Genomic DNA, 26086 nt, shown 5'->3' with positions numbered 1-26086 from the left:
GCGGGTGCATTCCTCCGGTGCCGGCGATCATGAGAGCGGCCGGTCCTACCCACGGAGGAGCGAATGACACGGCACGACGACGACCATCGTTTTCGCAACGACCCGCGCAATGATCGCGCGGACTCCCGCCCGCCTCAGTCCGGCAGTCGCCTTCATGGTCCGGGGGACGGCCCTTCCTATGGCCGCGGCGAATACGAACATGACGACATGTCCTCGGGCGGCGTGGCAGGCGGCGCGCGCGGCTACGGCTATGGTGACGGCTACGGTCCGGGCCATGGCGGCAACGGCCAACCCGGGCGTGGCAGCGCGGGGCGATACGGCAGCGAACATGCCGGCATGGGCGGAGGCTACGGTATTGGCGCCTCCGGCCAGGAAGATCACCGCGGCAAGGGGCCGAAGGGCTACAGGCGCTCCGACGACCGAATCCGCGAAGATGTCTGCGACTCCCTCACCGACGATCCGATGCTTGATGCCGGCGAGATCGACGTGCAGGTCAGGGACGGCGAGGTCACTTTGTCCGGCACCGTGTCCGATCGCCTGGCCAAGCGGCACGCCGAGGACATGATCGAGCGGGTGACCGGCGTGCGGGACGTCCAGAACAACATCAGGGTGAAGGAACGCGACGCGGCCGGGCGCTGAACGGGCAGGGCGCGCTGCGGCAGGGTGCGTGCCGCTCTCGCTTGCGCCTGCGAGCACCCCGCGTCAGGGGCGGGCGATCTCCGACATCGCGCGCTGCAGCGGTTCGCCGGAGATCCGCAACCAGCTGTGATGCATCGGATCGCCGAGCTGCAGGATCAGGAAGATCGCGCCCGTCACCGCGAGCGAGGAGAGAAAGAGACTCGCGACCACCGTCAGGTTGGGCGGGGCGAACACGCCGAAGCTCAGGTACACCAGGAACAGCCAGAAGATCAGCACGAAGAGGAACGGGGTGGGCACCGTCGTGCCGGGATTCTCCCACAACAGCCAGCGCTCGGCATAGATCTGGTTGGTGAGGCTGAGCGCCTGATTGGCCAGCGCCGTGTGCCGCCGGTCGGCAAGCTCGAGCGACATGATGGAGTCGGCAAGCCTGTCCAGAAGGTCGGCGCTGCGCCGCGCATCGACATGCGGCGGCGGGCTGGCGGGAAACAATTCCTCGCTCTTGTGCCCGGCATAGGCGCGCAGGCTGGCGCGCGCCTCGCTCGCCTCCGGCCCGTAGGCGCGCAGCAGATGGTCGAGCTGGACGATGTCGGCGCCGAGCTTGGTGACGATGCCGGCGTTGACCGAATAGGCCCCGTTGGCGGCCGACAGCATGAGCGCCAGGACGAGCGAGGTCAGCGACGCCACGATCGCCGCCGCCAGTTTGACCACGGCGCCCGACTCCTTGGTCAGGTGGTGCTCGGGCAGGGCACGCGCGACATAGAGCCCGATCAGTCCGCCACCGAACATGGCAACCAGCGCGAACAAGCAGATGATCAGGTACGAGCGATCCAGCATCCCACCTGATAGCAGGTCCGCACGCCCGGCGCCCGTTCCGCGTCGTGTTCCGCGGTCTCGCGTGGCGGGCTCGGTTTATTGCCTCGTCGAAGGCACCGGCCATAGTATCGCCCGCCCGCTTGCAGGAGGACGAAGAATGGCCGCGCTGCTGAACGAAACCGACCTGATCGATCGCATCCTGGCGCACATCGACGGCAAGACGACGGACAAGGGCAGTGTGGTCTGGCGCGAGCCGGTCGAGAACTATCATTCGCCCGAGCGCTTTGCGGCCGAAATCGAGGTGCTGCGACGTGTGCCGATGGCCTTCTGTCCTTCGGCGGCCTTGCCTGAACCGGGCTCCTACATCGCGCGCACGACGGTCGGCACGCCGTTGCTCGTCGTGCGCGGCACCGACGGCGTCGTGCGCGGCTTTCGCAACGCCTGCCGCCACCGCGGCATGAAGCTGGAAGAGGGCGAGGGCTGCAAGCGCGCCTTCGCCTGCCCCTATCACGCCTGGACCTACGGGCTCGACGGCTCACTGCGGCACATTCCGGGCGAGGACGGTTTTCCCGGCCTCGACAAGCAAGCGCATGGGTTGGTGCCGGTGGCTTCGGTTCAGGAGAGGAACGGCATCGTCTTCGTGACGCAGGACGAACCGCTGTCGGACGGACCGCTGGGCGACCTGCCGGAGGTGCTGACCGACGACTACGTGCTGTTCAACAAGATCGAGTTCGACGACAAGGCGAACTGGAAGGTGCTGGGCGAGACCTCGATGGAGGGCTACCACATCAAGGCGCTGCACAATCAGTCGTTCTTCCCCTACGGCTACGACAACCTCAACGTCGTCGAGCTGCACGGCCGCAATTCGCGCATCGTCTTCCCGTTCCGCCGCATCGAGAAGCTGCGCAGCATCCCGCGCGAGGAGTGGAGCACGCAGGGCCGCATCACCGATGTCCACCAGCTCTTCCCCAACACCCATGTCAGCGTGCTGTCGAGCCACGCCATCCTGATCATCCTCGAGCCGGTGTCGCCGTCGGAGACGCATTGGGTCGTCTACCAGCTCGCGCCGCGCATCAAGAACGGCAAGCCGCTCGACATCGAGCAGGCGCGCAAGGATGCCAACTTCGTGCAGGAGAGTGGCATCCTCGAAGACCGCCACGCCGCCCGCGAAATCCAGGCCGGCCTCGCGTCGGGCGCCAACACGCATTTCACCTTCGGTCACTACGAGCAGGCGATCGGCCACTTCCACCGGCACCTCGCGGAACATGTCGAGATGCTGAAGGCGGCACGAAGCTAACGAGCCAGCGCGCTGGCGGCCGTCGATGGAATCGCGTAGGGCCTGCGCACCCATCCACCCGTTCGCTCCGAGGTTCGCATGATCCACACGCTCGTCGTCTCCCAGTTCAGCAAGATGCTGGGCAATCTGCTGGTCATCCTGAACGAGGCCGAGAAGTATGCCGGCGAAAAGAAGTTCGATGTCGCCGTCCTGCTGCAGGCGCGCCTGGCGCCCGATCAGTTCAACCTGATCAAGCAGATCCAGACGGCCTGCGACACCGCCAAGCTCGGCGCCGCGCGTCTGGCGGGCACCGAGAAGGATGCCCCCGTCAACGCCGATACCGAAGCGACGCTGGGCGAGATCAAGGCGCGCATCGAAGGCACCGTCGCCTATCTGAAGGGCTTCACGGCGCAATCGTTCGCCGGGGCGGCCGAGCGCCGCATCACCCAGCCGCGCTGGAACGGCAAGTCGCTCTCGGGCGAGGAATTCCTCGTCCAGCACGTGATTCCGAATTTCTACTTCCACGTCACCACGACCTACGCGATCCTCCGCCACAACGGCGTTCCGGTCGGCAAGCGAAACTACCTGGGCGACATGCCCTATCGTGAACCGGCATAACGCACCGGGGACAATGAACGGAGCAACCGTTCCGAACGCGATGACGTAGGCGGCGAGGGCGGCACCGGTTTTTCAAGGGAAGAGACATGACTAAGCGGGTTGAAGGAAAAATCGCCGTCGTCGTCGGCGCGGGACAGACTCCGGGCGAAACGATCGGCAACGGCACCGCCATTGCCGGCCTGCTGGCACGCGAGGGCGCGTCGGTCCTCTGCGTCGACCGGAGCGGCGAGCGGGCAGAGAAGACGGCCAAGGACATCTCGTCCACCGGGGCCGTCGTCTCGTCGATGGAGGCGGACATCACGGTGGCCGACGATTGCGCCCGCATCGTCAAGCTCGCCATGTCGCGCTACGGCCGCATCGACATCCTGATCAACAATGTCGGCATCGGTGGCGGCGGCGATGGGCCCGCCCACCGCATCGAGGAACGCGTGTTCGACCGCATCCTCGACGTCAATCTCAAGGGCATGTGGCACACGATCAAGGCGGCGATCCCGGTGATGCGGGCGCAGAAGTCCGGTTCGATCGTCAACATCTCGTCGTTGGCCGCCACCAGCGGCGCGACGCAGATGGCCTACGAGATTTCGAAGGCGGCGGTGAACCGGCTCACGACGCATGTGGCCCAGTCCAATGCGCGCCACGGCATCCGCGCCAACGCCATCATGATGGGCTTCATGGACACGCCGATGGCGATCACCGGCATCGCCCAGGCGACCGGCCGCCCGACGGAGGAAGTCCGCGCCGAGCGCAACGCCATGGTGCCGCTGCGCGGCAAGATGGGCACCGGCCACGACACCGCCTACGCCGCGCTGTTCCTCGCCTCCGACGAGGCGCAGTTCATCACCGGCGAGATCCTGCGCGTCGATGGCGGCATGGGCCTGGGGCTCGCCTAGGCTTTCAGCGCAGCCTGCCGCGCCCGCAGTTCGTCGCTGGGGCGGATGTCGCGCGAGCGGCTGTAGACCGTCACGGCGAGCAGCAGCACCACGACCATGAAGCCGAACAGGGTGCGGTAGGCCTCCTCGGAGCGGGCGCCGTCGGGCAGGGGCGCGAAGGCGCCGACGATGACGCCCGACAGGGTCTGCATGCAGGCCACGCCCAGCATCACGCTGGTGTTCATGGTGGCGATGCCGCGGCCGATCAGCCGGTCGGGAAAGATGCCGCGGCCATGGGTCATCACCATGGTGCTGGAGGCGCTCAGGAAGCCGATGCCGGCGATCGCGCCCACCGCGACCCAGAGCGGCGCCTTCGCCCAGAGAGCGAGCGTCGCCAGGATCGCGGCGATCAGCAAGGTCCCGGTGATGGCGATGCGCTTGCGCGTGTCGAACACGCGGTCGAGCGGGCTGATGGTCAGCATGCCGATCTGGTAGGCGATCACCGCGACCAGCAGCACGTTGCCGGATTCCACGCGCGTCAGTCCGTGGACTTCGCGCAGGAACGGGCCGCCCCACAGGCCCTGCACGGTAAAGGTGCAGGCGTAGTTGCAGAAATTGAGCGCGATGATGAACTTGAGCTGCGGGTTCTTCAGCACCTCGCCCAGCCCCTGGATCATCTCGGCCGCGGTCTCGGGCGTGCGCGCGAGGAAGGGATGGCCGGGCGGCGCATCGCGCACGATCACCCAGACGCCGAGCGCCGCCAGCGCGGTGAAAGCCACCATGATCGCGAATACGCCGCGCCAGCCGATCATCTCGGTGCCCCAGGCGAGCGGCGTGGTGGCGAGCAGGTTGCCCAGCAGGCCGACCGAGAGCACGACACCCGCCAGGGTCGCGAACCGGTCGGGCGGGAACCAGCGCGAGATCACCACCATGCTGCCGATCAGCATGACGCCGAAGCCCGCGCCCATCAGCGCCCGGCCTGCCAGCAGCTGCGGCCAGGCCGGCGCCAGGGTGAACAGCGCCGCACCGATCACCGCGACCGCCAGCATCCCCGTCACCGTGCGGCGCGGCCCGTAGCGGTCGAACAGGAAGCCACAGGGGATCTGCATGGCCGAGAAGCCGAAGAAGAACGCGCCCGTCAGCGCGCCCAGCGCCTCCGGCCCAATGCCGAGGTCGCGCATCAGGTCGAGCCCGATCGTGACGTTGGCCGCGCGGAAGAAATGGCTGGCGACATAGGCGGTCGCCAGGGTCGCCACGATAATGACGGCCTGCCGCCGGATGGCCCTGCTCATGCCGGGCGACGTCACGAAGCGTTTCCTCTTTCCATTCCCGCTTTCTCATCCGGCCCAGCCGGTGGCGCGTTGGTTCGTTGACCTCAGTGCTATCGACAGAGGAGGGGCCCCGCAATCGCGGCGCGCCTCATCATTCCGCCCGCCGGATGCGGTTGCGGCCATGCGACTGCTTCCGTCGGATCATGCGGGGCGGCTACACACGCAGCGACCATGGCCTCCCTCGAACCGCCGCCGCTGCGCTTCCTCGAACGACTGGCGATCCATCCGTGGCTGATCGTCGGCGTCACCTGTGCCGGCGCATTCATCGGGCAGCTCGATGCCAGCATCGTGCAGCTTGCGTTACCGCGGCTGGCGGACGGGTTCGACGTGCCGGTGGACGCGGTGCGCTGGGTGGCCATCGCCTATCTGCTGGCCTTTGCCGCAAGCCTCGCTGTGTCGGGCCGGGTCTCGGAAATGATGGGGCGCAAGCTGCCCTATCTCCTGGGGTTCGCGCTGTTCACCGTGGCGTCGCTGCTCTGTGGCTGGGCCGAGACGCTGGATCAGCTCGTGGCGCTGCGGGCGCTGCAGGGCGTGGGCGGCGGGCTGCTGGGCGCCAACAGCATGACGATCCTGGTGACGGCGGTGCCCCCGGAGAAGCGCCCCCACGCGATCGGCTGGTTCACCACGGCGCAGGCGGTCGGCGTCAGCACCGGGCCGATCGTGGGCGGCTTCCTGCTCGAACTGCTGGGCTGGCGCTGGATTTTCTGGGCGGCGGTGCCGTTCGGCCTGCTGGCCTTCGTGCTGGGCTGGCTGGTCCTGCCGCGCTCGCGGGACGTGGACGTGAAGCGCGACGAGACCTTCGACCTCGCGGGTGCGGTCCTGCTGGTGCCGGCGATCGGGCTGGGCGTGCTCGCGCTGACGCAGGTGTCCGTCTGGCCGCTGGCCTCGCCGTCGATGCTGGCCTGCGCGGCTGCATCGGTCCTGTTCCTCGTGCTGTTCCTGAGGCGCGAGTGGAAGACGCGCTGGCCGGTGGTCGATATCGAGCTGTTCCGCGCGCGCGACTTCTCGGCGGGTTTCATCGGCGTGGTGATGGGCTACGCGCTGCTCTACGGCATGCTGTTCCTGATGTCCTTCGCCTTCGTGAAGGGGCTCGACAACAGGGCGCACGTGGCGGGGCTGAAGCTCGCCACCATCCCCATCCTGCTGGGGCTGGTGGCACCGCTCGGCGCGCGCCTCGGCCAGCGCTTCACGGCCCGCTGGGTCGGCGCCGCCGGCATGACGCTGTGCCTGGCGGCGATCCTGGCGCTCGTCGCGATTGCCTTCGGGCCCGACCGGCTGGTGGTGCGCCTGGTCGCGCTCGCTCTGTTCGGGGCAGGGCTCGGCCTGTTCCTGGCGCCCAACAGCCACGCCACCATCGATGCCGCGCCCAAGGGCCATGCCTCGTCCGCCGGCGGGCTGGTCAATCTCGGACGGGTGCTGGGAAGCTGCATCGGCGTCTCGGCCGCTTCCTCGATGCTGTCGTGGCGCCTCGGCCTCTCTGGCCATGACGACCGGATGGGGCCGGCCTTCGTCGAGGCGGTGGCCGGCAGCCTGCTGGTGCTGGCGGCCTTCGCCATCGTGGCGATCGTGGCGTCGCTGGTGTCGCGGCAGGCTGGCTCTACCGAGCGCTAACGTCCATTTCGCCAGCCAGGATCCACTCGCCGCCTGTCTTCCACATACTGCTGCCTCGACACATGGGCGAAGAAGCTCTTCGGAAGGCCAGCATACTCCAGCGCTCTCCACTCCAGCCAGTCCACGACATCCCGGGTCGGCTGCGACGGTTCGCTGTCGACCGTGAGACCGTCGTTCCAGAATACAGAGAGAGGGTTTGCCAATGCGCCATGCATGATCGGGATGCTTTCAGGTAATTGCGGCGACCGTGACCCCGAATGCCGACCATGGGCTCCGCTCGTCGCGGGATGTCGCCCATGAGCATGAGGCTGGAGCTTCATAGCCGTCCCTGTTTCTGTTGAGTGATGAGAAAGCACGGATTTGGCGATAACGGTTCAACGCCATTCAGGTTTGGCGTGAACCTCGATGACCAAAAACGGCTCTCGACGCTTGAGCGCGCGGCGCTCTCCACGCTCTTCCCGGAGACCGGCGATGCCGGAAGCAACCGGAATGGTTGCGATTCATGTCGAGTTTCGAGGGGCCGGCCTCTACAGCAGGACCGTCAGCGGCATGCTTCCCACCAGCCCTGACACCACCAGAGCCTCCGTGGCCCACACCACTTGAGGCTCATCGAGTTGCGATGGCCGGCTCCCCAAACATCCGGCCATCGCATTTCCCTTGATCGAAACCGGGGCTGGATCGGGGGCGACCAGGCAAGCACCTGGGACGCGGCGCCTATCGTCGGGGCGAGAACAGCCACCCGAGAGGGGCGCCGAGTTCTTTCCGTGTAAGGCTTGGGTTCTTGACCAGTCTGGAGACGAGCCGGCGCAGCTGCCCCAGGTTGATGGGCTTCCTCAGGAAGGCCACCACACCGGAGCGGTCGAGAGCCTCGCAAGGCACGAAATCGATCCGGCCCGACATCAGTATGACGGCAGCCTGCGGGGCGAGACGATGAACCCGGCCGGCAACGGTCATCCCGTCGATGTCCCGCAGGTGATAGTCGACGATGACGACCCTGGGGTCGATGTTCGCGACCCTGTGCAGGGCGTCCGAACCGCCCACCAGCTTCCTCACGGTAAAGCGTTGACGCGCCAGATGTGCTTCGATCTCATGGGCCTGAAGCACGTCGTCTTCGATCAAGAGAACGTCGCTGCGCTTTGGATGTCCGGGAGCGCCGTTGCTCGTCATGGAGCGCATGCCGGGGGCCCGCTCACTCGTCGGCACGCTGAGGGTCAGCTCCGCTGTAGAAGGTTACATAAGAGCGTATGAACGACTGGACCGTCTCGCGGCCCTTCTTCGTGAGATGCGCGGCAGCCCGGCGCCGGTCCTTCTCGTCCGGGGTCCGCAGGATCATGCCCTTGCTTTCCAGTTCATGGATACGCCGCAAGCCCGACGTCAGAGGCACGCCCGCCGAGCCCCCCAGCGAGGTCAGCGAAGTGAACTCGCTGCGCAGTTCGCTGACGTAAAGGTCCAGGAGAATCTCCCAGCTTGCCTCGACGGCCAGCCCAGGCGGCAGATGCTCGCTGCGAACGCGCCGAAGCTTCCTGAGATTGTTCAATACGACGATCGACATGGCATCGACATCGACGGATTTCGGTTGCGTGCGGGTATCGGGTTTTCCGGAGGCCGCCATATCGTGCCGATAGGGCGCGGCTTTCGACGGGGCCTGCACCTGTCGCTCCACCTGCACGTCCCTGATGGTCTGAATCAATCGTCGAAGGTCGATGGGCTTCGTCAGCAGATCGCGGGCGCGCAGCCGGATCGCATCGATCGCGTGACCGAGTTCGGCACTTCCGCTGATGAAGACGAGTTCGGGGATCTTCGACAGGCCCATCCGTCCGAGCCGCTCTGCAAGTTCCAGCCCATCCAGTTCGGGCATTCTGATGTCGGTGACCATGACGGAGGGGGGCGGGCCCTTCAGCAGGACTTCGAGAGCCTCCCAGCCGGTACTGGCGCCGACACACATCAGACCAGCCCTCTTCAAGCTTGCGACCAGGTCGCAGAGGCCCGCCTCGTCGTCATCGACGACGAGGACATCGAGTTTCTCGATGGGTGCGGCGGCCGGGATCGTCATTCGTTCGCCGGCTCAAACCGCGCAGGCCTGGGCCGAGGCGTGGGTGCCCGCCGCGTTGCGGCACGCTTCGATCGCTTGTCGCAGCTGTATCAGATCGATGGGTTTGCGCTGAAAGTGCGCCACGCCGAAAGACCTGGCCTGCTGCTCGTCTTCCGGCGTGCCGTGGCCCGTGAGAACGACTGCGGGAATGGTTCTGCCCGTGCGCCGCGAATGCTCGGCCGCACAGCGAAGAATATCGTAACCATTCACGCCGGGCATACGCAGGTCCGTCACGATCACGGTGATATCGTCGTCCGTGCACAAGGCGTGAATCGCCCTTTCACCGCTCGAGCAAGCCGTGAGGGAATAAAGCCGCCCCAAGAATAAGGAAAGCAGTTCAAGTGTGGCTTCATCGTCTTCAACCAGCAATATCTTGACGCCCGAGCGAGGTGAGACTCCCTCGCAACCAGCCATGAAATCTCCCCAAGACTTCCCCCAACCCACTTTCCACTACGCGGCGGCAGGACGATAGTTCAAGGCAATTCTAGCTCGCACTCGACGCCCATCCTTTAACCGAACTTGAAGAACCATAGTGGGACTATTTTCTTTGGCGCCGCCCTCGAAGCTGTGAAAAAGAAGGGGACACTTTCTGTTCGGAAGGCAGCCGCCGGAAGAGGGGGCGCTTGGGTTTTTCCAACAGGGGAGTACTGGGGCGAGGTAAGTGCTCTGCGTAGATCTGGCGATGGGTCCCGCACTCAAAGACCCTGACGCAAACTGCGTCACTATGTCTTTATAGTGGGGTGGCCGATGATCCGGACTGGTTCTGACGGCACGCTGGTGACTCTCTCGATAATTTCTCGACCTTCCTGGAGCCCCTCATTTTCGCCCCTGCCGGCCAAGTCGTCGCCCATCGAAGGCACATAGCGATATGGTCATGAGGTCCGACTCTCGCTCCGCACTCCAGGTGGCCGCGAGATTTGCAGTCGCAGTGCTCGCCATGTGGTCGCTCGTCGGCGCCTTCCTGTGGCAGCAGTACATGTCCAGCATCGGGAACGCAGAACGTTCCACCCGGCACCTTTCTCTCGTCATGGCGGAACTCGCGGATCAAAGCCTGACGGTCAACCAGCTGGTGATCGATTCCATGCTCGACTGGATCGCCGAAGAAGAGGTGGAGACCGAGGAGCAATACCGGCGAGTGGCGTCGAGCCGGAGCTTCTACGACCGGCTCGTCGGGCGCACCGCGAAGCTGCCGACGATCGACGTCGCCACATTCATTGCCACCAACGGCACGGTGCTGAACTATTCGCGGGGTTATCCGCCTCCCCCCATCAATCTGGCGGATCGCGACTACTTCATCGAGCAGATGAGCGACGGCGAACCTCCGGTATCCCTCGGTAAGGCCGTTCAAAACAGGGGGAGTGGAGAATGGACATTCTACCTGTCGAGGGACGTCCGCGGGATTACCGGCAGCAAGCTCGGGGTCGTGATCACCGGTGCCGGCGTTCCTTACTTCGCCTCTCAGTTCCGGCGCATGCTTCGGCGGCATCAGGATGGTGACTTGCACGATGGCGATGCGGCCTTCCTCGTGCGCGACGACGGTGTGGTGCTCGCGGCCACATCCGATGACGCACCCCTGGGGTCGCGCGTCTTTCCGAAGGAGGACACCGGCGGCGGTTTCGGCTCGTTGCCCGACGCTGCCGTCAGTCTGGGCCTGCCGTCCAACAGTCTGCTTTCCTCATCGCGCTTGGCGACGTTTCCCGCCTATGTCGTCGCGGTTGCCAACCCGGCCCCCTACCTGCTCGAATGGTGGCAGACCGTCTGGGCGATGGTCTCCGCAGGAGCCGTGTTGTCCCTGCTGTCCCTGGCCGTCGGATGGCGGAACTACCATCTCCTGCAGGCGCGGGATCGAGTCCTGCGGCAAGAGGGAGAGCAGCGGGTCCTTTCCGCGATCTTCGGGTCCCCCCTCGCTCTCGCGGCACTGGTGACCCGGGACCGCCGCGTCCTCTATTGCAACAGCGCCTTTTCGGCGGCCCTGGCTCCCGTCATTCGTGACGGCGCCCTGCTGTACGAGCCGGAGGTCGACGGCAGCGGCGCGTTGACGACTTTCCTGGAGGGCGACAAGGCCCGCGCCGATTTCACTTTACGCGTCCCCAGCAAGGAGTGCTCGCCGGCCTATCTCAGATTTTCCGGCGCCCGGGTGGATCGGGGACACGGCGATCACGAGATCGCCCTCCTGGGATACGACGACACGCAGAGGATGAAGTCCGAGGCGCACATCATCCAGTCGTCCAAGTTGATCACTCTCGGAGAAATGGCAACGGGTATGGCGCATGAGCTGAACCAGCCGCTCAACGTCATCAAGATAGCGGCTCAATCGGCCCTCTTCGAGTTCGACGACGGCGATGCGGGTGCGAGTCCCCACCTGCTGGCGTCGCCGGACTCCGTCATGTTCGTCAAGGCGCGCCTGCAGCGTGTCGTCGAGCAGGTGGATCGTGCGGCGACCATCATCGACCACATGCGAATCTTCGGCCGCGTTCCGCAGGGCCAGCCGCCCCTGATCGACGCCGCGGCCACCTGCCGGTCTGCGCTGCAACTGATCGGCCATCAGTTGCGCGACTCCCAGGTCGATGTCGTGCTGCGGTTGGGGGACGCACGCCAGCTCGTCAAATGCCACCCGGTGCTGCTCGAACAGGTCCTGGTCAACCTGTTGCTCAATGCGCGAGATGCAACGGCGGGCGTTGCGATGGCGGTACGTGAGATCCGCATCGACCTGCAGAGCACCAATGAAGAGGTGATCATCATCGTGTCCGACAACGGGCCCGGCATTCCGCCGGCGCTGCGAGACAGGGTGTTCGAGCCATTCTTCACGACCAAATCGGCGGAGAAGGGAACCGGGCTGGGGCTCTCCGTGTCCTACGGCATCGTGCGGGACAGTGGCGGCCGGCTGGAACTCCTGGACAGCGCGCAGGGCTGCAGCTTCCGAATCGTTTTCCCGGCTGTGACCGGCGCGGACACTCAAGCCGGATGACCGTCGTCGACTACGTCCAGCGAAGGATTCTCGTCGTTTCCCACGGCGGTGTCTGCCGAGCCCCGATGGCTGCCGGAGTTCTTTCTCACCTCCTGAGAGAGAGCGGTCGCGGCGACGCCATTCACGTGGCCGCGATCGCGATCAGCGACGTGCATGTCGGCAGGCCGCCGGACCCGCTGGCCGTCGAGGTTGCATCCGCTCGTGGTTACGACATTCGCGACTTCAGGGTCCGGCAGATCAAATCCAGGGACTTCTACGCGACGGCGACGCTTGCGACAGACGTGCTCATTCTCAACTCGCTCAGAAACATCGCGCCGCATGGGTGGGGTGACCATCCCCGTTTGCTGGCTCGCTACGCGGGGCTGGGCGTCGACAACATCGTAGATCCTTATGGGGGAACAAGGGGCGACTACGAGATGGCCCTCAATCTCCTCGAGGCATCGTGCAGGGGGCTGGCAGCGGCACTGCCCTGACATCGACCAGTCGATCGCGCCCGTCGGCGGCGACCTCCGGAAACTGCTGCCGCCAGGCTGGTCCGATGGGCCAGCAGCTGCATGATCCCTTGATCTGCTTTGTTGCAAAAGGTTATTGAAGGAGTCATGCAACTTGTCCCAGTCGGGCAGTATGCTTTTACGATACTCAGAAGCCCGTTGATCGCCGGCTTCGACAGAGATCTGGAGTAGAGAGATGAGATACGGGCCGCACGGTGTTCGACACCTCTCCCTCGGCCTGCGGCGGCTGGCGCCCGGTCTCCTTCTCGCGTTCGCCTTCGTCCTGCCGGCCGGCGCCCAGACCAAATCCGCCGAGAACGCGCCGCCGTTCGTGCTGGTGCGGCCGGTCGAGGTGCGGACCCTGGCGCCGCAGTCGGAGTATGTCGGCCGCCTCGCGGTGTTCGACAAGGTCGAGTTGCGGGCGCGGGTCAAGGGCGTGCTCGGCAAGCGGGAGTTCGCCGACGGTACCAAGGTGGCGGAAGGCCAGCTCCTGTTCACCATCGATCCCACGCCGTATCGTATCTCCGTGAACCAGAAGCGGGCGTTGCGCGACGGCGCGCAGGCCACGCTGATCAACGCCGACGCGCAGCTCAAGCGCGCGGCCGAGCTGCTGCGCACCAACAACGTCTCGCAGGTTTCCTACGACCAGCGGCTGGCCGAGCGGCTGCAGGCCAAGGCCGCCCTCGACGACGCCCAGGCGCAGCTCGACGATGCCGAGCTGCAGCTTTCCTACACCCAGATCACCGCGCCGATCGCCGGCCTGATCGGCCGCTCCTCCGTCTCGCCCGGCAACCTCGTCGGGCCGGAATCGGGCGTGCTCGCCACCATCGTGAACGAGCGTCAGATCCGCGCCCTGTTCTCGGTCCCGCAGGCGGACCTGCTGAACGTGCGCCGCGACCTGCGCACCGGCGAGGCGCTCGCCGTCCGGCTGCGCCTGGCCGACGGCAAGCTGTATCCGGAGAAGGGCAAAGTCGACTTCATCGACGTCGCGGTCGACCCCACCACCGACGGCCAGATGGCGCGCGCGGTGTTCGAGAATGCCGACGAGCTGCTGACCGACGGCCAGACGGTGCGGGTCATCGTCGAGGGCAACGAACCCGCGAAGGTGATGGTGGTGCCGCAGGCGGCCATGGCGATCGACCAGACCGGCCGCTACGTCTACGTCGTCGACGGCAAGGGTGTCGTCGAGCAGCGCCGCATCACCGTCGACTTCGTGCGCGACGGCATGATCGCGGTGACCAGCGGCCTCAAGGAGGGCGACCGGGTCATCGTGCAGGGCCAGCAGCGGGTGCGCGCCGGCATGGTGGTCGAGGCGCAGGCCGCGCCGGCCCCCGCCGGCCAGCCGAAGCGCTGATCCCATGGGCATCGCCGCCGTCTTCATCCGCCGTCCGCGCCTCGCCTTCGTCGTCTCTGCGATCATGGTGATCGCGGGCCTGCTGGCGCTGGGCAGCCTGCCGATCGCGCAGTTCCCCAACATCGTGCCGCCGGAAGTGACCGTCACGACCAGCTTCCCCGGCGCCTCCGCCCAGGTGGTCGAGGAGAGCGTGGCGCAGATCATCGAGCGCAACGTCAACGGCGTCGAGAACATGATCTCGATGAAGTCGACCTCGGGCAGCGACGGCAGCTACGCCCTCAGCATCTATTTCAAGGTGGGCTCGAACCCGCAGGATCACACGGTCAACGTCAACAACCGCATCCTGCGCGCCATGCCGCAACTGCCCGACGAGGTGCAGCGCAACGGCGTGCTGGTGAAGAAGCAGTCCTCGGCGCTGCTGCAGGTGGTCGCCGTCTATTCGCCCAAGGGCACGCGCGATGCGCTGTTCCTGTCGAACTTCGCCACCATCAACGTGCTCGACGCCATGCAGAGGGTGCCGGGCGTCGGCTCGGCCGGCCTGTTCGGCGGACTGGACTATGCGATGCGCGTATGGCTCGACCTCGACCGGATGTCGAGCCTCGGCGTCACCTCGCAGGACGTGGTGAAGGCGATCGAGGCCAAGAACATGCAGGCCGCCGTCGGCCGGGTCGGCGCCGCGCCGCTGCTCGACGGTGTCGACTTCCAGCTCAACATCACGGCCAAGGGCCGGCTCAGCTCGCCCGAGGAGTTCGGCAACATCACGGTGCGCGCCAACCCCGACGGCGCGCTGCTGCGCATCCGCGACATCGGCCGCGTCGAGCTGGGCTCGGCCAATGCCGACGTCACCACGCGCTACAACGGCAAGCCGGCGGCCGGCATCAACATCTACCAGCTCGCCGGCGCCAACGCGCTGGAGACCGCCGAAGGCGTGCGCCAGGTGCTGAAGGACCTGCAGGACCGGCTGCCCGAAGATGTCGCCTTCGAGGTCATGTACGACACGACGGTGTTCGTCGAGGCCACGATCAAGAGCGTGGTGAAGACGCTGATCGAGGCCTTCGTGCTGGTGGCCATCGTCGTCTTCCTGTTCCTCGGCAGCGTCCGCGCGACGCTGATCCCCATCATCGCCGTGCCGGTTGCGCTGATCGGCACCTTCGCGGTGATGCAGATGATGGGCTTCTCGCTCAACACCGTGTCGCTGCTGGCGCTGGTGCTGGCCATCGGCATCGTGGTCGACGACGCCATCGTCGTGGTCGAGGCGGTCGAGCATACGCTCGAGAAGGAGCCCCATCTCACGCCGGCCGAGGCTACCGAAAAGGCGATGTCCGAGGTCACGGGGCCGATCATCGCCATCACCCTGGTGCTGCTCTCGGTCTTCATCCCGACGGCCTTCATGCCGGGCATCGCAGGCAAGCTCTACCAGCAGTTCGCGCTCACCATCTCGGTCGCCATGGTGATCTCGGCGATCAATGCGCTGTCGCTGTCGCCCGCGCTCTGCGCCCTGCTGCTCACCCGTCGCGGCGCGCCGCGTGGCCTGATGGCGCGCATCCAGCGCGGCCTCGACGCCACCCGCAACGGCTACCTGAAGCTGGCGGGACCGCTGATCCGGCGCGGCGTGCTGGCGGTCGGCCTGGTCGCCCTGTTCGCGCTGGCCACCGGCGGGCTGCTGCGGATCGTGCCCACCGGCTTTCTGCCCGAGGAGGACCAGTCCTCCTTCATGGCCGAGATCCAGTTGCCCGACGCCGCCTCGACCAGCCGCACCCTGGAGGCGGTGACCGAGGTCGAGGCCATGTTGACGGGCCAGCCGTGGCTCCAGAACTTCTTCACCGTCAGCGGCAACAGCCTGATCGACGGGCTGAACCTGCCCAACCGCGCCATGATGATCGTGTCGCTGAAGCCCTATGCCGAGCGGCCCGGTCACGACATGTCGGCCTTTGCGGTGCTGGAGCGGCTCAACAAGGCGTTCCAGCGGGTGGCCGTGGCCAACATCTACGCCTTCAACCCGCCGCCGATCGCCGGCCTCGGCAACTCGGCAGGCTTCGAGTTCGAGGTGCAGAGCCTGACGGGCGCCCCGCCGGAGGAACTCGTGGCGGTGGCGCGCGGCGTCATCAACGCGGCGCAGAGCGCGCCCGAGCTGGCCGGCGTCTTCACCACCTACAGCGCCTCGACGCCGCAGATCCGGCTCGAGCTCGACCGCGACCGCGCCGAGACACTGGGCGTCGCCATCCCCGACATCTTCGCCGCCCTGCAGACCGCGATGGGCAGCCGCAACGTCAACAACTTCAACATGTTCGGCCGCACCTGGACGGTGCGCGTGCAGGCCGACGCCATCGACCGCCGCACCGTCGAGGACGTGAACCGCGTGCGCGTGCGCTCGGCGAGCGGCACGCTGGTGCCGCTGCAGGCGATGGCGACGCTCGAACTCACGACCGCGCCCGCCACCATCAACCGCTACAACAACCTGCGCTCGGTCACGCTGAACGGCGCACCGGCCGCAGGCTATTCCTCGGGCGAGGCGATCGCGGCGATGGAGCGGGTGGCGCGCGCCAGCCTGCCGCCGGGCTACGGCTTCCAGTGGGCCGGCACCGCGCAGCAGGAGAAGGAGGCGGGCAGCCAGACCGGCTTCGTGCTCGCCCTCGCCGTGCTCTTCGCCTACCTGTTCCTGGTCGGCCTCTACGAGAGCCTGGCGCTGCCGGTGGCGGCGCTGCTGTCGGTCATCGTCGGCCTGTTCGGCGCGCTGGCCGCGCTGTGGCTGACCGGCCTCGCCAACAACATCTACGCCCAGATCGGCATCGTCGTGCTGATCGCGCTGGCGGCCAAGAATGCCATCCTGGTGATCGAGGTCGCCATGCACGAGCGCGCGGGCGGCAGCGACCCGGTGACGGCCGCCACCTCGGCCGCCGGCCAGCGCTTCCGCGCCGTGATGATGACCTCCTTCGCCTTCATCCTGGGCCTGGTGCCGCTGGTGATCGCCTCCGGCGCGGGTGCCGCGACCCAGCGCGCGGTCGGCACCGCCGTGTTCGGCGGCATGCTGGCCGCCTCCTGTCTCGGCATCTTCGTGATCCCCGGCCTCTACGTCGCCTTCGAGAAGATGCGCCGCGCCGCACCCGAGTTGCTGCGGAAACCGTTTCGCGGCCCAAAGCGCCCGGAGAAGCACCAGAGCTGACACCTCTGTCCTGCTGGCAGCGGATTGAAAATGATTCGCATTGGCCTTAGAGGAGCAGGGTGGCTGACAAGGACATCCGGGCCCTGTTCCTGGCCCATCGGCGGGAATTGCAGGCCTATCTTACGGGCAAGGTGCGCGACCGCGAGACAGCCGCGGAGCTGACGCAGGAGGCGTTCCTGCGTTTCGCCGAGCAGCGCAGCCCAGGTACCGCGTCTGTCGTCCATCCGCGATCCTACCTGTATCGGACCGCGCACAATCTCGCCGTCGACCATGTCCGCCGCCAGCGCCGGGAGCGCACCGATCCGGTCCCGGTCGACGATATGGCGGGAGTGGCCGACGAACGGCCGTCGCCCGAGCGGGTGGCCGGCGGCCTGAGCGATGTCGCGGCGGCGCGGGATGCGCTGCTGGAACTGCCCGAACGCACCCGCCAGGTCTTTGCCATGACGCGTATCGAGGGCCTGACCTATGGCGAGGTGGCGCGGCGCCTCCAGATCTCGGACAGTTCGGTGCAGAAGCATCTCGCGAAGGCCGTGAAGCACGTCATGCAGCGGCTGCGCGGACGCTAGCCGCTTCGCTCAAATAATCTTCGCGATGGGTTACCGGATTGACGGCTGGACTCGTCTTACTGGCGTGGCGATCCCCCTATGTCGATGAGAAGGTCAAGCCCGGCGTGACTGAGCCCAGCGAGCAACAGGACGAAATCGACGAGCAGGCGGCGCGGTGGCTGGCGAAGCTGGGCGGTGGCCCGCTGGCGCCTGTCGAGCATCGCGCGCTCGAGCGGTGGTTGGCCGAGAACCCACGCCACTCGATCGCTTTCCGTGAGGCGCGGGAAGCCTGGGGTCTGATGGGCGAAGTGGCGAAAACGCCGGGCGCGCTGTTGCACGATGTGCAGGTTGCGGGCCTGTCGCCGCCGCGCCGCGCGGTCGGGCGCTGGCGCACGGTCGCAGCCTTGGCCGCGAGTCTCATGGTACTGGTCGCCGGCGCGATCCTGTGGACAGGCGACCCGATGGTGCTGGTCGCGGCCGACCATCGCACGGCGCCCGGCGAGCGGCGCACCGTGCATCTCTCCGACGGCAGCACGGTCGAGCTGGGGCCGGCCAGCGCGATCGCCCTGCACTTCGATGCGGTCGAGCGGCGGGTCGAATTGCTGAGCGGGCTTGCCTATTTCACGGCCGCACCGCGCGCCGGTGAGGAGCGACGGCCCTTCGTGGTGCAGGCCGCGGCGGGGAGCGCGCAGGCACTCGGTACGCAGTTCTCGGTGAATCGCTTGCCGGACTCCGTCGAGGTCGTCGTCGTCGAGCACGAGGTCGCGGTCTCGGTCGCCAATGCCGGAGGCCGTCCGGCGGAGATCGTGCTCTCGCCCGGCCAGTCGGTGCGCTATGCCGAGGCGGGCCTTGGGCCGCTGCGCCCGGTCGATGTCGAACAGGCGCTGGCTTGGCGGCGCGACCGCCTCGTGTTCGATCGCGTGACGCTTGGCCATGTCGTCACCGAGCTCAACCGCTACCGCCGTGGCCGCATCGTGATCGGCAACGCGAGCCTCGCGAACCGGCGCGTGTCTGGCGTGTTCGACCCCGCCGAGCCCGATACCGTCCTCGCCACCATCGCCCGCGAACTCGGCGTGCGCACGGCATCGGCGCCGCTGGTGACCGTGCTCTACTGACGCGCGCGGCGGAAAATAATCCGCCAACTCTTACCGACTCCCGTTTTCACTTCGTCTCAATCAAGGAGAGCCGAGCCGAACGCCAGGCACTGCAAAGCATAAGGGGGAGTGCGGTCATGGCGACGCGGGCAAAGGTGCTGAAGACTCTTATCGCGACGACATGCGTCGCGACGCTTTGCATCGCGGCGCCCGCCGTCCAGGCGCAAGGGGATGCGCCCGAACTTGCACAGGCCGTCGTGGCCTACGATATTCCCGCTCAGGACCTGAACACCGCGCTGCTCACCCTCGCCAGCCGCGCGGGCCTGCAGATCTTCTTCGACGTGCAACGCGTGCGCGGCCTGCGGAGCAACACGCTCGTCGGCACCTTTACGCCGCAGCAGGCCCTGACCCAGCTTCTGGCGGGCACGGGCGTCACCTTCCGGTTCACCGGTGCAAACTCAGTGTCGCTCGATCCGCCCGGCGCGACCGGTGGGGCGATGCAGCTCGATCCCGTTCAGGTGCAGGCCAACCTGGTGCCACCCCAGGCGATGATCGACAACCTGCCGCCGGCCTATGCGGGCGGGCAGGTGGCGAGCGGGGGGCAGGTCGGCATCCTCGGCGAACGCAGCTTCATGAACACGCCGTTCAACCAGACGAGCTACACGTCCGAACTCATGCGCAACCAGAATGCGCGCACCCTGGCCGATGTCGTCGCCAACGATCCGTCGGTGCGCAATTCCTGGTCGGCCTCGAGCTACACGACGCCGTTGATGATTCGCGGCTTCAGCTTCAACAACAACGACTGGGCCTTCAACGGTCTCTATGGCGTCGCGCCGCCCGTGCAGGTGCTGCCCGACTATCTCGAAAGGGTCGAGATCCTGAAGGGGCCGAATGCCATGCTGAACGGCATGCCTCCGTTCGGCAGCGTCAGCGGCAGCGTCAATCTGGTGCCGAAGCGCGCCGGCAACGAGCCGCTCAACCGGGTCACCGCCACCTATGCCACCGGGGCGCAGTTCGGGGGTGCCGTCGATTTCGGCCGTCGTTTCGGCGACGACAAGGAATTCGGCGTGCGCTTCAACGGCACCTATCGCAACGGCCAGACGGCGGTCGACCGCCAGACCCAGGAGCTGGGCGCCGCCGTTTTCGGCATGGATTTCAAGGGCGACCGTGTCCGGCTTTCGTTCGATCTCGGCTATCAGACACAGACCGTGAATTCGCCGCTGCGCCCCACCTATGTCGCCGCAGGCGTCGCCGTTCCGGAGGCGCCGGGTGGCCGCGCCAACTGGTTTCAGCCCTGGACCTACATGCAGACGGACGATCTGTTCGGCGCCGTCCAGGGTGAGTTCGACATTACGCCTGACTGGACGGCTTTCGCCGCGATCGGTGGCCGCCGGCAGAAATATTCCAGCCTGTCGGGTTTCGCCACGATCACCAATGCCAACGGCAACCTGACCGACGCGCCCTTCAACTTCCCCGGCTGGTCGAACGCCGACACGCAGACGGCGGGCGTGCGCGGTCGCGCCACGACTGGTCCGGTCAGCCACGCTCTGTCGGTCACCGGCACGCGGGTCTACCTGGAGAACGGATCGCTCTCGCCGGTGCTCATCTCAATCCCGTCGAATCTCTACAATCCCACCTTCGTCGCAAAGCCCTTCGTTCCGACTCTCAATGCGCCGAAGATCGCCGGCACGCAGCTCACGAGCCTCGCCGTGGCCGACGTGGCGTCGGTGTTCGACGAGCGCATCCAGTTCATCTTCGGCGGACGCCTGCAGCGTGTGCAGGTCACCAACTTCAGCAACGTGACCGGTGCGGTCACGGCGTCCTACGACCAGAGCGCCTTCTCGCCGGCGCTCGGATTCATCGTGAAGCCCTGGGACAACGTGTCGATCTACGGCAACTGGATCGAGGGACTGCAGCAGGGACCGACGGCGCCGGCCGGCACCGTCAATGCCGGCCAGATGTTCGCCCCCATGAAGACCAGGCAGTACGAGGTTGGCGCCAAGGTCGATCTCGGCAAGTTCGCGACGACGCTCAGCCTGTTCCAGATCGACCAGCCCTCGGGCTTCACCAACCCTTCGACGGCCACCTTCTCGGTCGACGGCATACAGCGTAACCAGGGGATCGAGCTGATGGTCTTCGGCGAGCCGTGGGAAGGCTTCCGGCCGCTGGGCGGCATCACGCTGCTCAACGGCAAGCTGCTCAGCACCGCGACGCCCCTCACGCAGGGCAAGACCGCACCGGGTGTTCCCAACGTCCAGCTCAATCTCGGCGCGGAATGGGATGCCAGCTTCCTGAAGGGTCTGACCTTCTCGGGGCGAGTCGTCTACACCAGCGCGCAGTATCTCGACGCGACCAACTACCAGAGCATTCCCGGCTGGACGCGCTTCGATGCCGGCGTGCGCTACGCCTTCGAGCGGCCCGGCGGCAAGCCGGTCGCGCTGCGCCTCAACGTCGAGAACCTGTTCGACGCCAACTACTGGGCCTCGGCGACCAGCACCTTCGGTCTGTCGATGGGCGCGCCGCGAACCTTCCTGTTGTCGCTGACGACCGACTTCTGACGGACGCATGGCACGGGACGACATCACGAGACTGCGGCGCTGGGCGGTGGTCCACAAGTGGACCAGCCTCGCCTGTACCGTGTTCCTGCTGCTGTTCTGCGTCACCGGACTGCCGCTGATCTTCGGCGACGAGCTGCGCGATCTGCTGAGCGACGAGCCGCCTTTTGCCGACCTGCCGGCGGGTATGCCGAACGCGAACCTCGACCTCATCGTCGCGGCGGCGAGGGAGAGACGGCCCGATCACCATGTCTGGTTCGTCTTCGTCGACGACGACGAGCCCAAGGTGCTGGTGGGCATGCTGCCGTCGCCCACCGCCGATCCGAAGACCGCACGCCGCTTGCGGTTCGACTCGCGCACCGGGGAGCTGCTGAACGAAATCGAGCCCGCCGACGTTCGGCCGCTCACCTTCCTGGACCTGATGCTGCGCCTGCATCGCGACCTGTTCGCCGGGCTGGCGGGTGAATTGTTCCTGGGCTTCATGGGGCTGGTGTTCGTCGTGGCCGTCGTGTCGGGCGGCGTGCTCTATGCGCCCTTTGCGCGGCGGCAGGCCTTCGGCGGATTGCGCAGCGCGTCGCGTCGCCTGTGGTGGCTCGACCTGCACAACATGCTGGGCGTGGTGACGATCGCCTGGGCGCTGGTGGTCGGCGCGACCGGCGTGATGAACGAGCTGTCGCAGCCGCTCTTCGCCGTCTGGCAGCGCACGGACGTACAGGAAATGCTGAAGCCCTATCGCGGACAGTCGGTGCCCGAGGTCGCGTCCTTCTCCTCGGTGCAGGCGGCGTTCGACCTGGCGGCCAGAACCCTGCCGGACCGGCATCCAACGAGTGTCGTGTTTCCCAACGGCCGGGTCGGCAGCCCGCATCACTACCTGATCTGGACGAAGGGCAATGCCGCGCTCACGGCACGCCTCTTCACGCCGGTGCTGGTCGAGGTGGTGAGCGGCAAGCTCACGACCGTCGTGGAGATGCCGTGGTACCTGCGCGCCTTGCAGGTCTCGCGTCCGCTGCATTTCGGCGACTATGGCGGCCTGCCGCTCAAGATCATCTGGGCGCTGCTCGACTTCGTGACGATCACGGTCCTGGGCAGCGGCCTCTATCTATGGCTCTCCCGTCGCCGCTCGCCGATCGAGCTGCGCCTCAGGGAAGAAGCGGTGCCGCCGGAGTCCGCGCGGTGAAGTGCTGGCGTTGGCCGCTCGTGCTGGCGGTGCTGACCGTCGTCGGCCTGCTGTCCGCGCTGCTGGGCGAGGGTGGACCCTGCTGGCTCGTTTCGTGGGGGGCGCTCTCGATGCCGCTGCTGGTCATCGTGCTTGCCGTCTTGCGATCACTCACACCGCGCAGTCGCTGATTGCAGGGTTGGAACACCGCCGCTACGCTTCCGTGCTTGGCGCTTCACCGGGAGATGCCACGTGTCCGCGAGAACCATCCTCATCACGATCGGGCTTTCGGCCTGGCTGCTGGCGTCGGCAGCGGCCTTTCTCTTCGTCGCCTATACGACCTTCTTCGGGATCGCCGTCATCGGCCTCGCCCTTTGCTGGACAGCCACACAGTTCGAACTGGAGGGGGATGCGCCGGTGGGCAACAGCCTCAACCCGGGATTCCTCGCGGCGCAAGTGCAGGCCAAGCGCGATCTGTCCCCGGAGCAGCGCCTCTCCGCGCAGCATGAGCAGTCGCTTGCCACCCAGTCGGCACGCTTCTTCAAGCTGTTTGGCTTGAGCCTCGTCGTCATCGGCCTGTGCGGCGGCCTGTACTACCAGCTCTGAGGGCTCATTCCCGTCGTCGCGACCGGGGTGAGCCGGCGAAGGGACCTTTCGTCGTCCGTCAGGGGCGTGACGGGTGGTGCAGCCGGTGCCGCAGGCGATCGGCGTGCGTGTGGAGGTGGTGGCGTAGCCCGCGAAGCAGGCCGCCTTTCGCCGTCGCCTCGAAGATCTCGCCGGGTCCCTCGGGATCGAGCACCTGGTTGTCGGCCAGCCAGGTCTCGACCTCGTGCAGGTCCAGGATCTCGTAGGGGCGCAACGACCGGCCCTCGCCGCGCAAGGTCTCGATGACTTCGATCAGCGAGCCCTTGGTCTCGATCGCGGCGGCGACCGTGTCGGCGGAGACGCCCAGATGCTCCGCGAGCAGGCTGTCGCGCAGGGAGCGGATCTCGCCTGCGGCAGCCTCGTTCCCGGGAAGGGCGGCATCGATGGTGACGTCGCATTCGGTGTCGAGGCGCATCGAGCGGTTGTTCAGGTTCGACGAGCCGACATGCAGCACTTCGTCGTCGACGATCGTCATCTTGGCGTGCACGTAGATCGGCTCGCCGGCTTGCGTGAAGGGGTGATAGATCCGGAACCGTCGATGGCAATCGAGATGTTCCAGCGCCCCGTAGAGCCGGGCGCGCGCCGTATCCATGGCGACCGGCTCCAGCCAGCCCTGCGACTTGAACGGATTGACCAGCACGATCTCGGGCCCGTCGGGCTCCTCCAGCCGGTGGGCGATCGCCTCGGCGATGCGACGCGACGCGAAATACTGACTCTCGGCGTAGATGTATTTCCGGGCGCGGGCGATCAGCGCGAGATAGGTCGCCTCGATCTCGCGCACCGGCGCGCCGCTCTTGCCGTCCCCCTCCGGTCGCGACCGGCAGATCGCCACCGCGATGTCGCGGAACTGGGCGTCGAGCCCATCGGGCCAGCAATCGCAGGCGCCTTCGACCGGGGCCAGCGCCGCGCCGCCGGCCGCCTGCCATCTCTGCCGCGAGAGCTCGCCCAGCGCCGCCGCCACCGGGCCTTCGAGGATGGTGGTCACATCGTGCCACGGCGCATAGGGGCTGCCGTCCGGGCCGACGCGGTGCGGGTCGTCGTCGCGATGCTCGGGCGTGTCCCAGCGGTTGCTGGTCATGTCGATGCCGCCGCAGAAGGCCAGGCAGTCGTCGATCACGACGATCTTGTGATGGTGCGAGGCGCCCAGGGTCACGGCACTGTCGAGACGGGTGTGGATGCGCGGGTGCGCCATCCACCGCATCAGGGTGAAGATGGTGGTGCCGCGGAACAGGGTCTTCACCGCGCCGATGTTCCAGCGCAGCAGGAACACTTCGAGCTCTGGATTGTGCTTCACCAGCCACAGCACGAACTCGCCCAGGGTACGGGGCTCGCCCGGCAGGCGCTCGTCGGAGAGCTCGATTCGGGCGTCGAAGTCCCAGCCGATCAGCATGATGCGCTTGCGCGCCTTCAGCATCGCCTTGCGGCCAACTTCGAAATAGGCCTTCGCATCGACGATCAGCCCGGCTCGAGTCGCGGTCTCCCGGCGCCAGTACGGGGCCGTCGTGTCGGTGCTGTCGCTTGCCTTCATCTGTCCAGTCTAGCGCATGCCAAGGAGAAGGGTGGGGCGCATCTGCCTCAGAAGTGCCAGGCGAGGCGCAGCGTCGCGCTCTGATTGACGTATGCCGTCCCGGCCGAAAGCCCGTAGGCCGCTTTGGCCTCGAAGCCATGGGCGCGATAGACCTGCAGCCCGGCCTCCAGGGTGGCGAGGAGGTTGGGGGCGGCCACCGTCGCCTGGAACGCGCCCAAGCCGGCCAGCGGGCCGGAGACGAACCAGGTCTGGAAACCCGAGCTGCTGTCGGGCAGCACCGTCGCCCCGGCCACGAGGTAGGGCCGCAGGATCGTGTCCTGGGCCATGTCGATGCGGCCGCCAACTTCCAGCGCCGGCACGATGGCCGGGCGAACCGTGCTCTCGCCGCCGAATCCCATCGCCAGCCCCGACCCGCCGGACTCCTGGAACGCCGGCCGGTTGAAGTAGCGCAGCTCGAGGTCGAGGCGCGGCCGCAGGTACCAGCCGTCGAAGGGAAACTCGTAGGCGCCGCGCAGCCGAGCGCTGCCGCCATAGGAGGTGCTCGCACCGGTGATCTGGCCCGCCTCGCGTTGCAGTGCGTTGACGCTCGCGCCGAAGGCCAGGCCCCCCGCCAGCAGCCACGGACCGCGCACCCACTTGAGCGCAACCGCGCCATCGTAGGTCTGGCCGGTGCTCGACACATATCCGCCGCCCGCCTGGCCCGACGCGAAGCCGATGCCCAGGAATCCGCCCAGGAACCAGTTGTCTGCCACCTGCTTCTGGCCGCCGAGGCGAAACACGGCTGCCTGGGACGTGCCGGCGGCGTCGCCGCTTCCCTGGCTGGTCCATTGACCGGACATGGTGCCCCACAGGCAGCCATCCTCGGTTAGCAGAAGCGATCCGCCGGCAAATACCGGGCAGCTGAAGGCCGGCGTCGGCGAGACCGCGGCGCCGGCGGCCGCACCGGCCGCCGCACCCGCCGCCGCTCTGGCCGCGGCGGTATTGGCGCCCGTGCCCATGGCACCCACGATCATCGCGGTCGCCACCACGACGTCGGCGACGATCGTCGCGTCCCCGGGCGGCAGGCCCTGCGAGGTGAGCGCGTTCTGCAGCGTCGAATCGATCCGGGAGATGGTCCCCGGCCTTCGGATGTCGTCGGCTCTGGCGGAATGCGTGCCCATCATGATTGTGCCGGCCAACGCCAGCAGGCCAATGCTTCGCACGATCCACGCCCTCTCGACGACTCTAACACCGGCCGATGCCCGCCGTGGGCATCGCCATTCCAACGCTGGTCATCTCGCACGAGCGGGGATTGGCGCCAAGCAAATATGCCCCCGTCTGGTCCGTGTCGGAACCGAT

Annotated in this window: 22 protein-coding genes; 15 read left to right on the top strand and 7 right to left on the bottom strand. The window is 66.9% G+C overall.

What is annotated here, in order from left to right; translation table 11 throughout:
- The first annotated feature begins 63 nt into the window (after positions 1-63).
- On the top strand, positions 64-639 hold the full coding sequence (locus tag ACP15H_RS16005; protein WP_425067179.1) for a BON domain-containing protein: 576 nt from the start codon (positions 64-66) through the stop codon (positions 637-639).
- A 63-nt stretch (positions 640-702) separates the two neighbouring features.
- On the opposite strand, the gene ACP15H_RS16000 is transcribed toward ACP15H_RS16005, so the two are convergent.
- Positions 703-1473, bottom strand: a complete 771-nt coding sequence (locus ACP15H_RS16000; protein WP_425067178.1) for a hypothetical protein — start codon at positions 1471-1473, stop codon at positions 703-705.
- A 136-nt stretch (positions 1474-1609) separates the two neighbouring features.
- Between ACP15H_RS16000 and ACP15H_RS15995 the strand changes: the two genes are divergently transcribed.
- The 3 genes from ACP15H_RS15995 to ACP15H_RS15985 all read left to right on the top strand — a co-directional run bounded on the left by ACP15H_RS15995 (position 1610) and on the right by ACP15H_RS15985 (position 4236).
- Entirely contained in the window at positions 1610-2749 is a 1140-nt protein-coding gene (locus tag ACP15H_RS15995; RefSeq protein WP_425067177.1) for an aromatic ring-hydroxylating oxygenase subunit alpha, read from the top strand.
- A 78-nt stretch (positions 2750-2827) separates the two neighbouring features.
- Positions 2828-3346 (top strand): DUF1993 domain-containing protein, encoded by a 519-nt coding sequence (locus ACP15H_RS15990; RefSeq protein ID WP_425067176.1) that lies wholly within the window; start codon positions 2828-2830, stop codon positions 3344-3346.
- 86 nt (positions 3347-3432) lie between these two features.
- On the top strand, positions 3433-4236 hold the full coding sequence (locus ACP15H_RS15985) for an SDR family NAD(P)-dependent oxidoreductase (protein WP_425067175.1): 804 nt from the start codon (positions 3433-3435) through the stop codon (positions 4234-4236).
- Here the strand turns inward: ACP15H_RS15985 and ACP15H_RS15980 are convergent.
- Entirely contained in the window at positions 4233-5522 is a 1290-nt protein-coding gene (locus ACP15H_RS15980) for an MFS transporter (RefSeq protein ID WP_425067174.1), read from the bottom strand. The two genes, ACP15H_RS15985 and ACP15H_RS15980, sit on opposite strands and share 4 nt — an antisense overlap.
- A gap of 195 nt (positions 5523-5717) precedes the next feature.
- On the opposite strand from ACP15H_RS15980, the gene ACP15H_RS15975 reads away from it, so the two are divergent.
- A complete protein-coding gene (locus ACP15H_RS15975) occupies positions 5718-7157 on the top strand; it encodes an MFS transporter (RefSeq protein WP_425067173.1) in 1440 nt (479 codons plus the stop codon).
- Positions 7158-7871: 714 nt separating this feature from the next.
- Here the strand turns inward: ACP15H_RS15975 and ACP15H_RS15970 are convergent.
- The 3 genes from ACP15H_RS15970 to ACP15H_RS15960 form a co-directional block, all read right to left on the bottom strand.
- On the bottom strand, positions 7872-8276 hold the full coding sequence (locus tag ACP15H_RS15970; protein ID WP_425067172.1) for a response regulator: 405 nt from the start codon (positions 8274-8276) through the stop codon (positions 7872-7874).
- 70 nt (positions 8277-8346) lie between these two features.
- A complete protein-coding gene (locus ACP15H_RS15965; RefSeq protein WP_425067171.1) occupies positions 8347-9210 on the bottom strand; it encodes a response regulator in 864 nt (287 codons plus the stop codon).
- A gap of 12 nt (positions 9211-9222) precedes the next feature.
- Positions 9223-9663 (bottom strand): response regulator, encoded by a 441-nt coding sequence (locus ACP15H_RS15960; RefSeq protein WP_425067170.1) that lies wholly within the window; start codon positions 9661-9663, stop codon positions 9223-9225.
- Between the two features lie 523 nt (positions 9664-10186).
- On the opposite strand from ACP15H_RS15960, the gene ACP15H_RS15955 reads away from it, so the two are divergent.
- From ACP15H_RS15955 to ACP15H_RS15910, 10 genes are all read left to right on the top strand, one after another.
- A complete protein-coding gene (locus tag ACP15H_RS15955; protein ID WP_425067169.1) occupies positions 10187-12217 on the top strand; it encodes an ATP-binding protein in 2031 nt (676 codons plus the stop codon).
- Positions 12214-12690, top strand: a complete 477-nt coding sequence (locus ACP15H_RS15950) for a hypothetical protein (RefSeq protein ID WP_425067168.1) — start codon at positions 12214-12216, stop codon at positions 12688-12690. Before ACP15H_RS15955 ends, ACP15H_RS15950 begins: the two co-directional genes overlap by 4 nt.
- Before the next feature lie 214 nt (positions 12691-12904).
- Positions 12905-14062 carry an efflux RND transporter periplasmic adaptor subunit gene (locus tag ACP15H_RS15945; protein WP_425067167.1) on the top strand — a complete coding sequence of 386 codons (1158 nt, stop codon included), beginning with the start codon at positions 12905-12907 and terminating at the stop codon, positions 14060-14062.
- 4 nt (positions 14063-14066) lie between these two features.
- Positions 14067-17225 (top strand): efflux RND transporter permease subunit, encoded by a 3159-nt coding sequence (locus ACP15H_RS15940; protein ID WP_425067166.1) that lies wholly within the window; start codon positions 14067-14069, stop codon positions 17223-17225.
- A 59-nt stretch (positions 17226-17284) separates the two neighbouring features.
- Positions 17285-17791, top strand: a complete 507-nt coding sequence (locus ACP15H_RS15935) for an RNA polymerase sigma factor (RefSeq protein ID WP_425067165.1) — start codon at positions 17285-17287, stop codon at positions 17789-17791.
- 104 nt (positions 17792-17895) lie between these two features.
- Positions 17896-18885 carry a FecR family protein gene (locus ACP15H_RS15930; RefSeq protein WP_425067164.1) on the top strand — a complete coding sequence of 330 codons (990 nt, stop codon included), beginning with the start codon at positions 17896-17898 and terminating at the stop codon, positions 18883-18885.
- Between the two features lie 116 nt (positions 18886-19001).
- Positions 19002-21422: a TonB-dependent siderophore receptor gene (locus ACP15H_RS15925; RefSeq protein ID WP_425067163.1), complete on the top strand. Its 2421-nt coding sequence runs from the start codon at positions 19002-19004 to the stop codon at positions 21420-21422.
- Positions 21423-21429: 7 nt separating this feature from the next.
- The gene (locus tag ACP15H_RS15920; protein ID WP_425067162.1) at positions 21430-22596 is read left to right on the top strand and encodes a PepSY-associated TM helix domain-containing protein; all 1167 of its coding nucleotides are present in this window, start codon (positions 21430-21432) and stop codon (positions 22594-22596) included.
- Positions 22593-22766: a hypothetical protein gene (locus ACP15H_RS15915; RefSeq protein ID WP_425067161.1), complete on the top strand. Its 174-nt coding sequence runs from the start codon at positions 22593-22595 to the stop codon at positions 22764-22766. Before ACP15H_RS15920 ends, ACP15H_RS15915 begins: the two co-directional genes overlap by 4 nt.
- 61 nt (positions 22767-22827) lie before the next feature.
- Positions 22828-23181 (top strand): hypothetical protein, encoded by a 354-nt coding sequence (locus ACP15H_RS15910; protein WP_425067160.1) that lies wholly within the window; start codon positions 22828-22830, stop codon positions 23179-23181.
- 58 nt (positions 23182-23239) lie between these two features.
- Here ACP15H_RS15910 and ACP15H_RS15905 read toward each other — a convergent pair whose 3' ends face one another.
- A complete protein-coding gene (locus ACP15H_RS15905; protein ID WP_425067159.1) occupies positions 23240-24748 on the bottom strand; it encodes a phospholipase D-like domain-containing protein in 1509 nt (502 codons plus the stop codon).
- Positions 24749-24795: 47 nt separating this feature from the next.
- A complete protein-coding gene (locus ACP15H_RS15900; protein ID WP_425067158.1) occupies positions 24796-25950 on the bottom strand; it encodes an autotransporter outer membrane beta-barrel domain-containing protein in 1155 nt (384 codons plus the stop codon).
- Positions 25951-26086: the final 136 nt, after the last annotated feature.

This window comes from Reyranella sp., from assembly GCF_965249915.1.
Lineage (GTDB): Bacteria > Pseudomonadota > Alphaproteobacteria > Reyranellales > Reyranellaceae > Reyranella.
The sequence above is the reverse complement of the archived record's forward strand: the minus strand, read 5'-3'. Positions and strand labels throughout refer to the sequence as shown.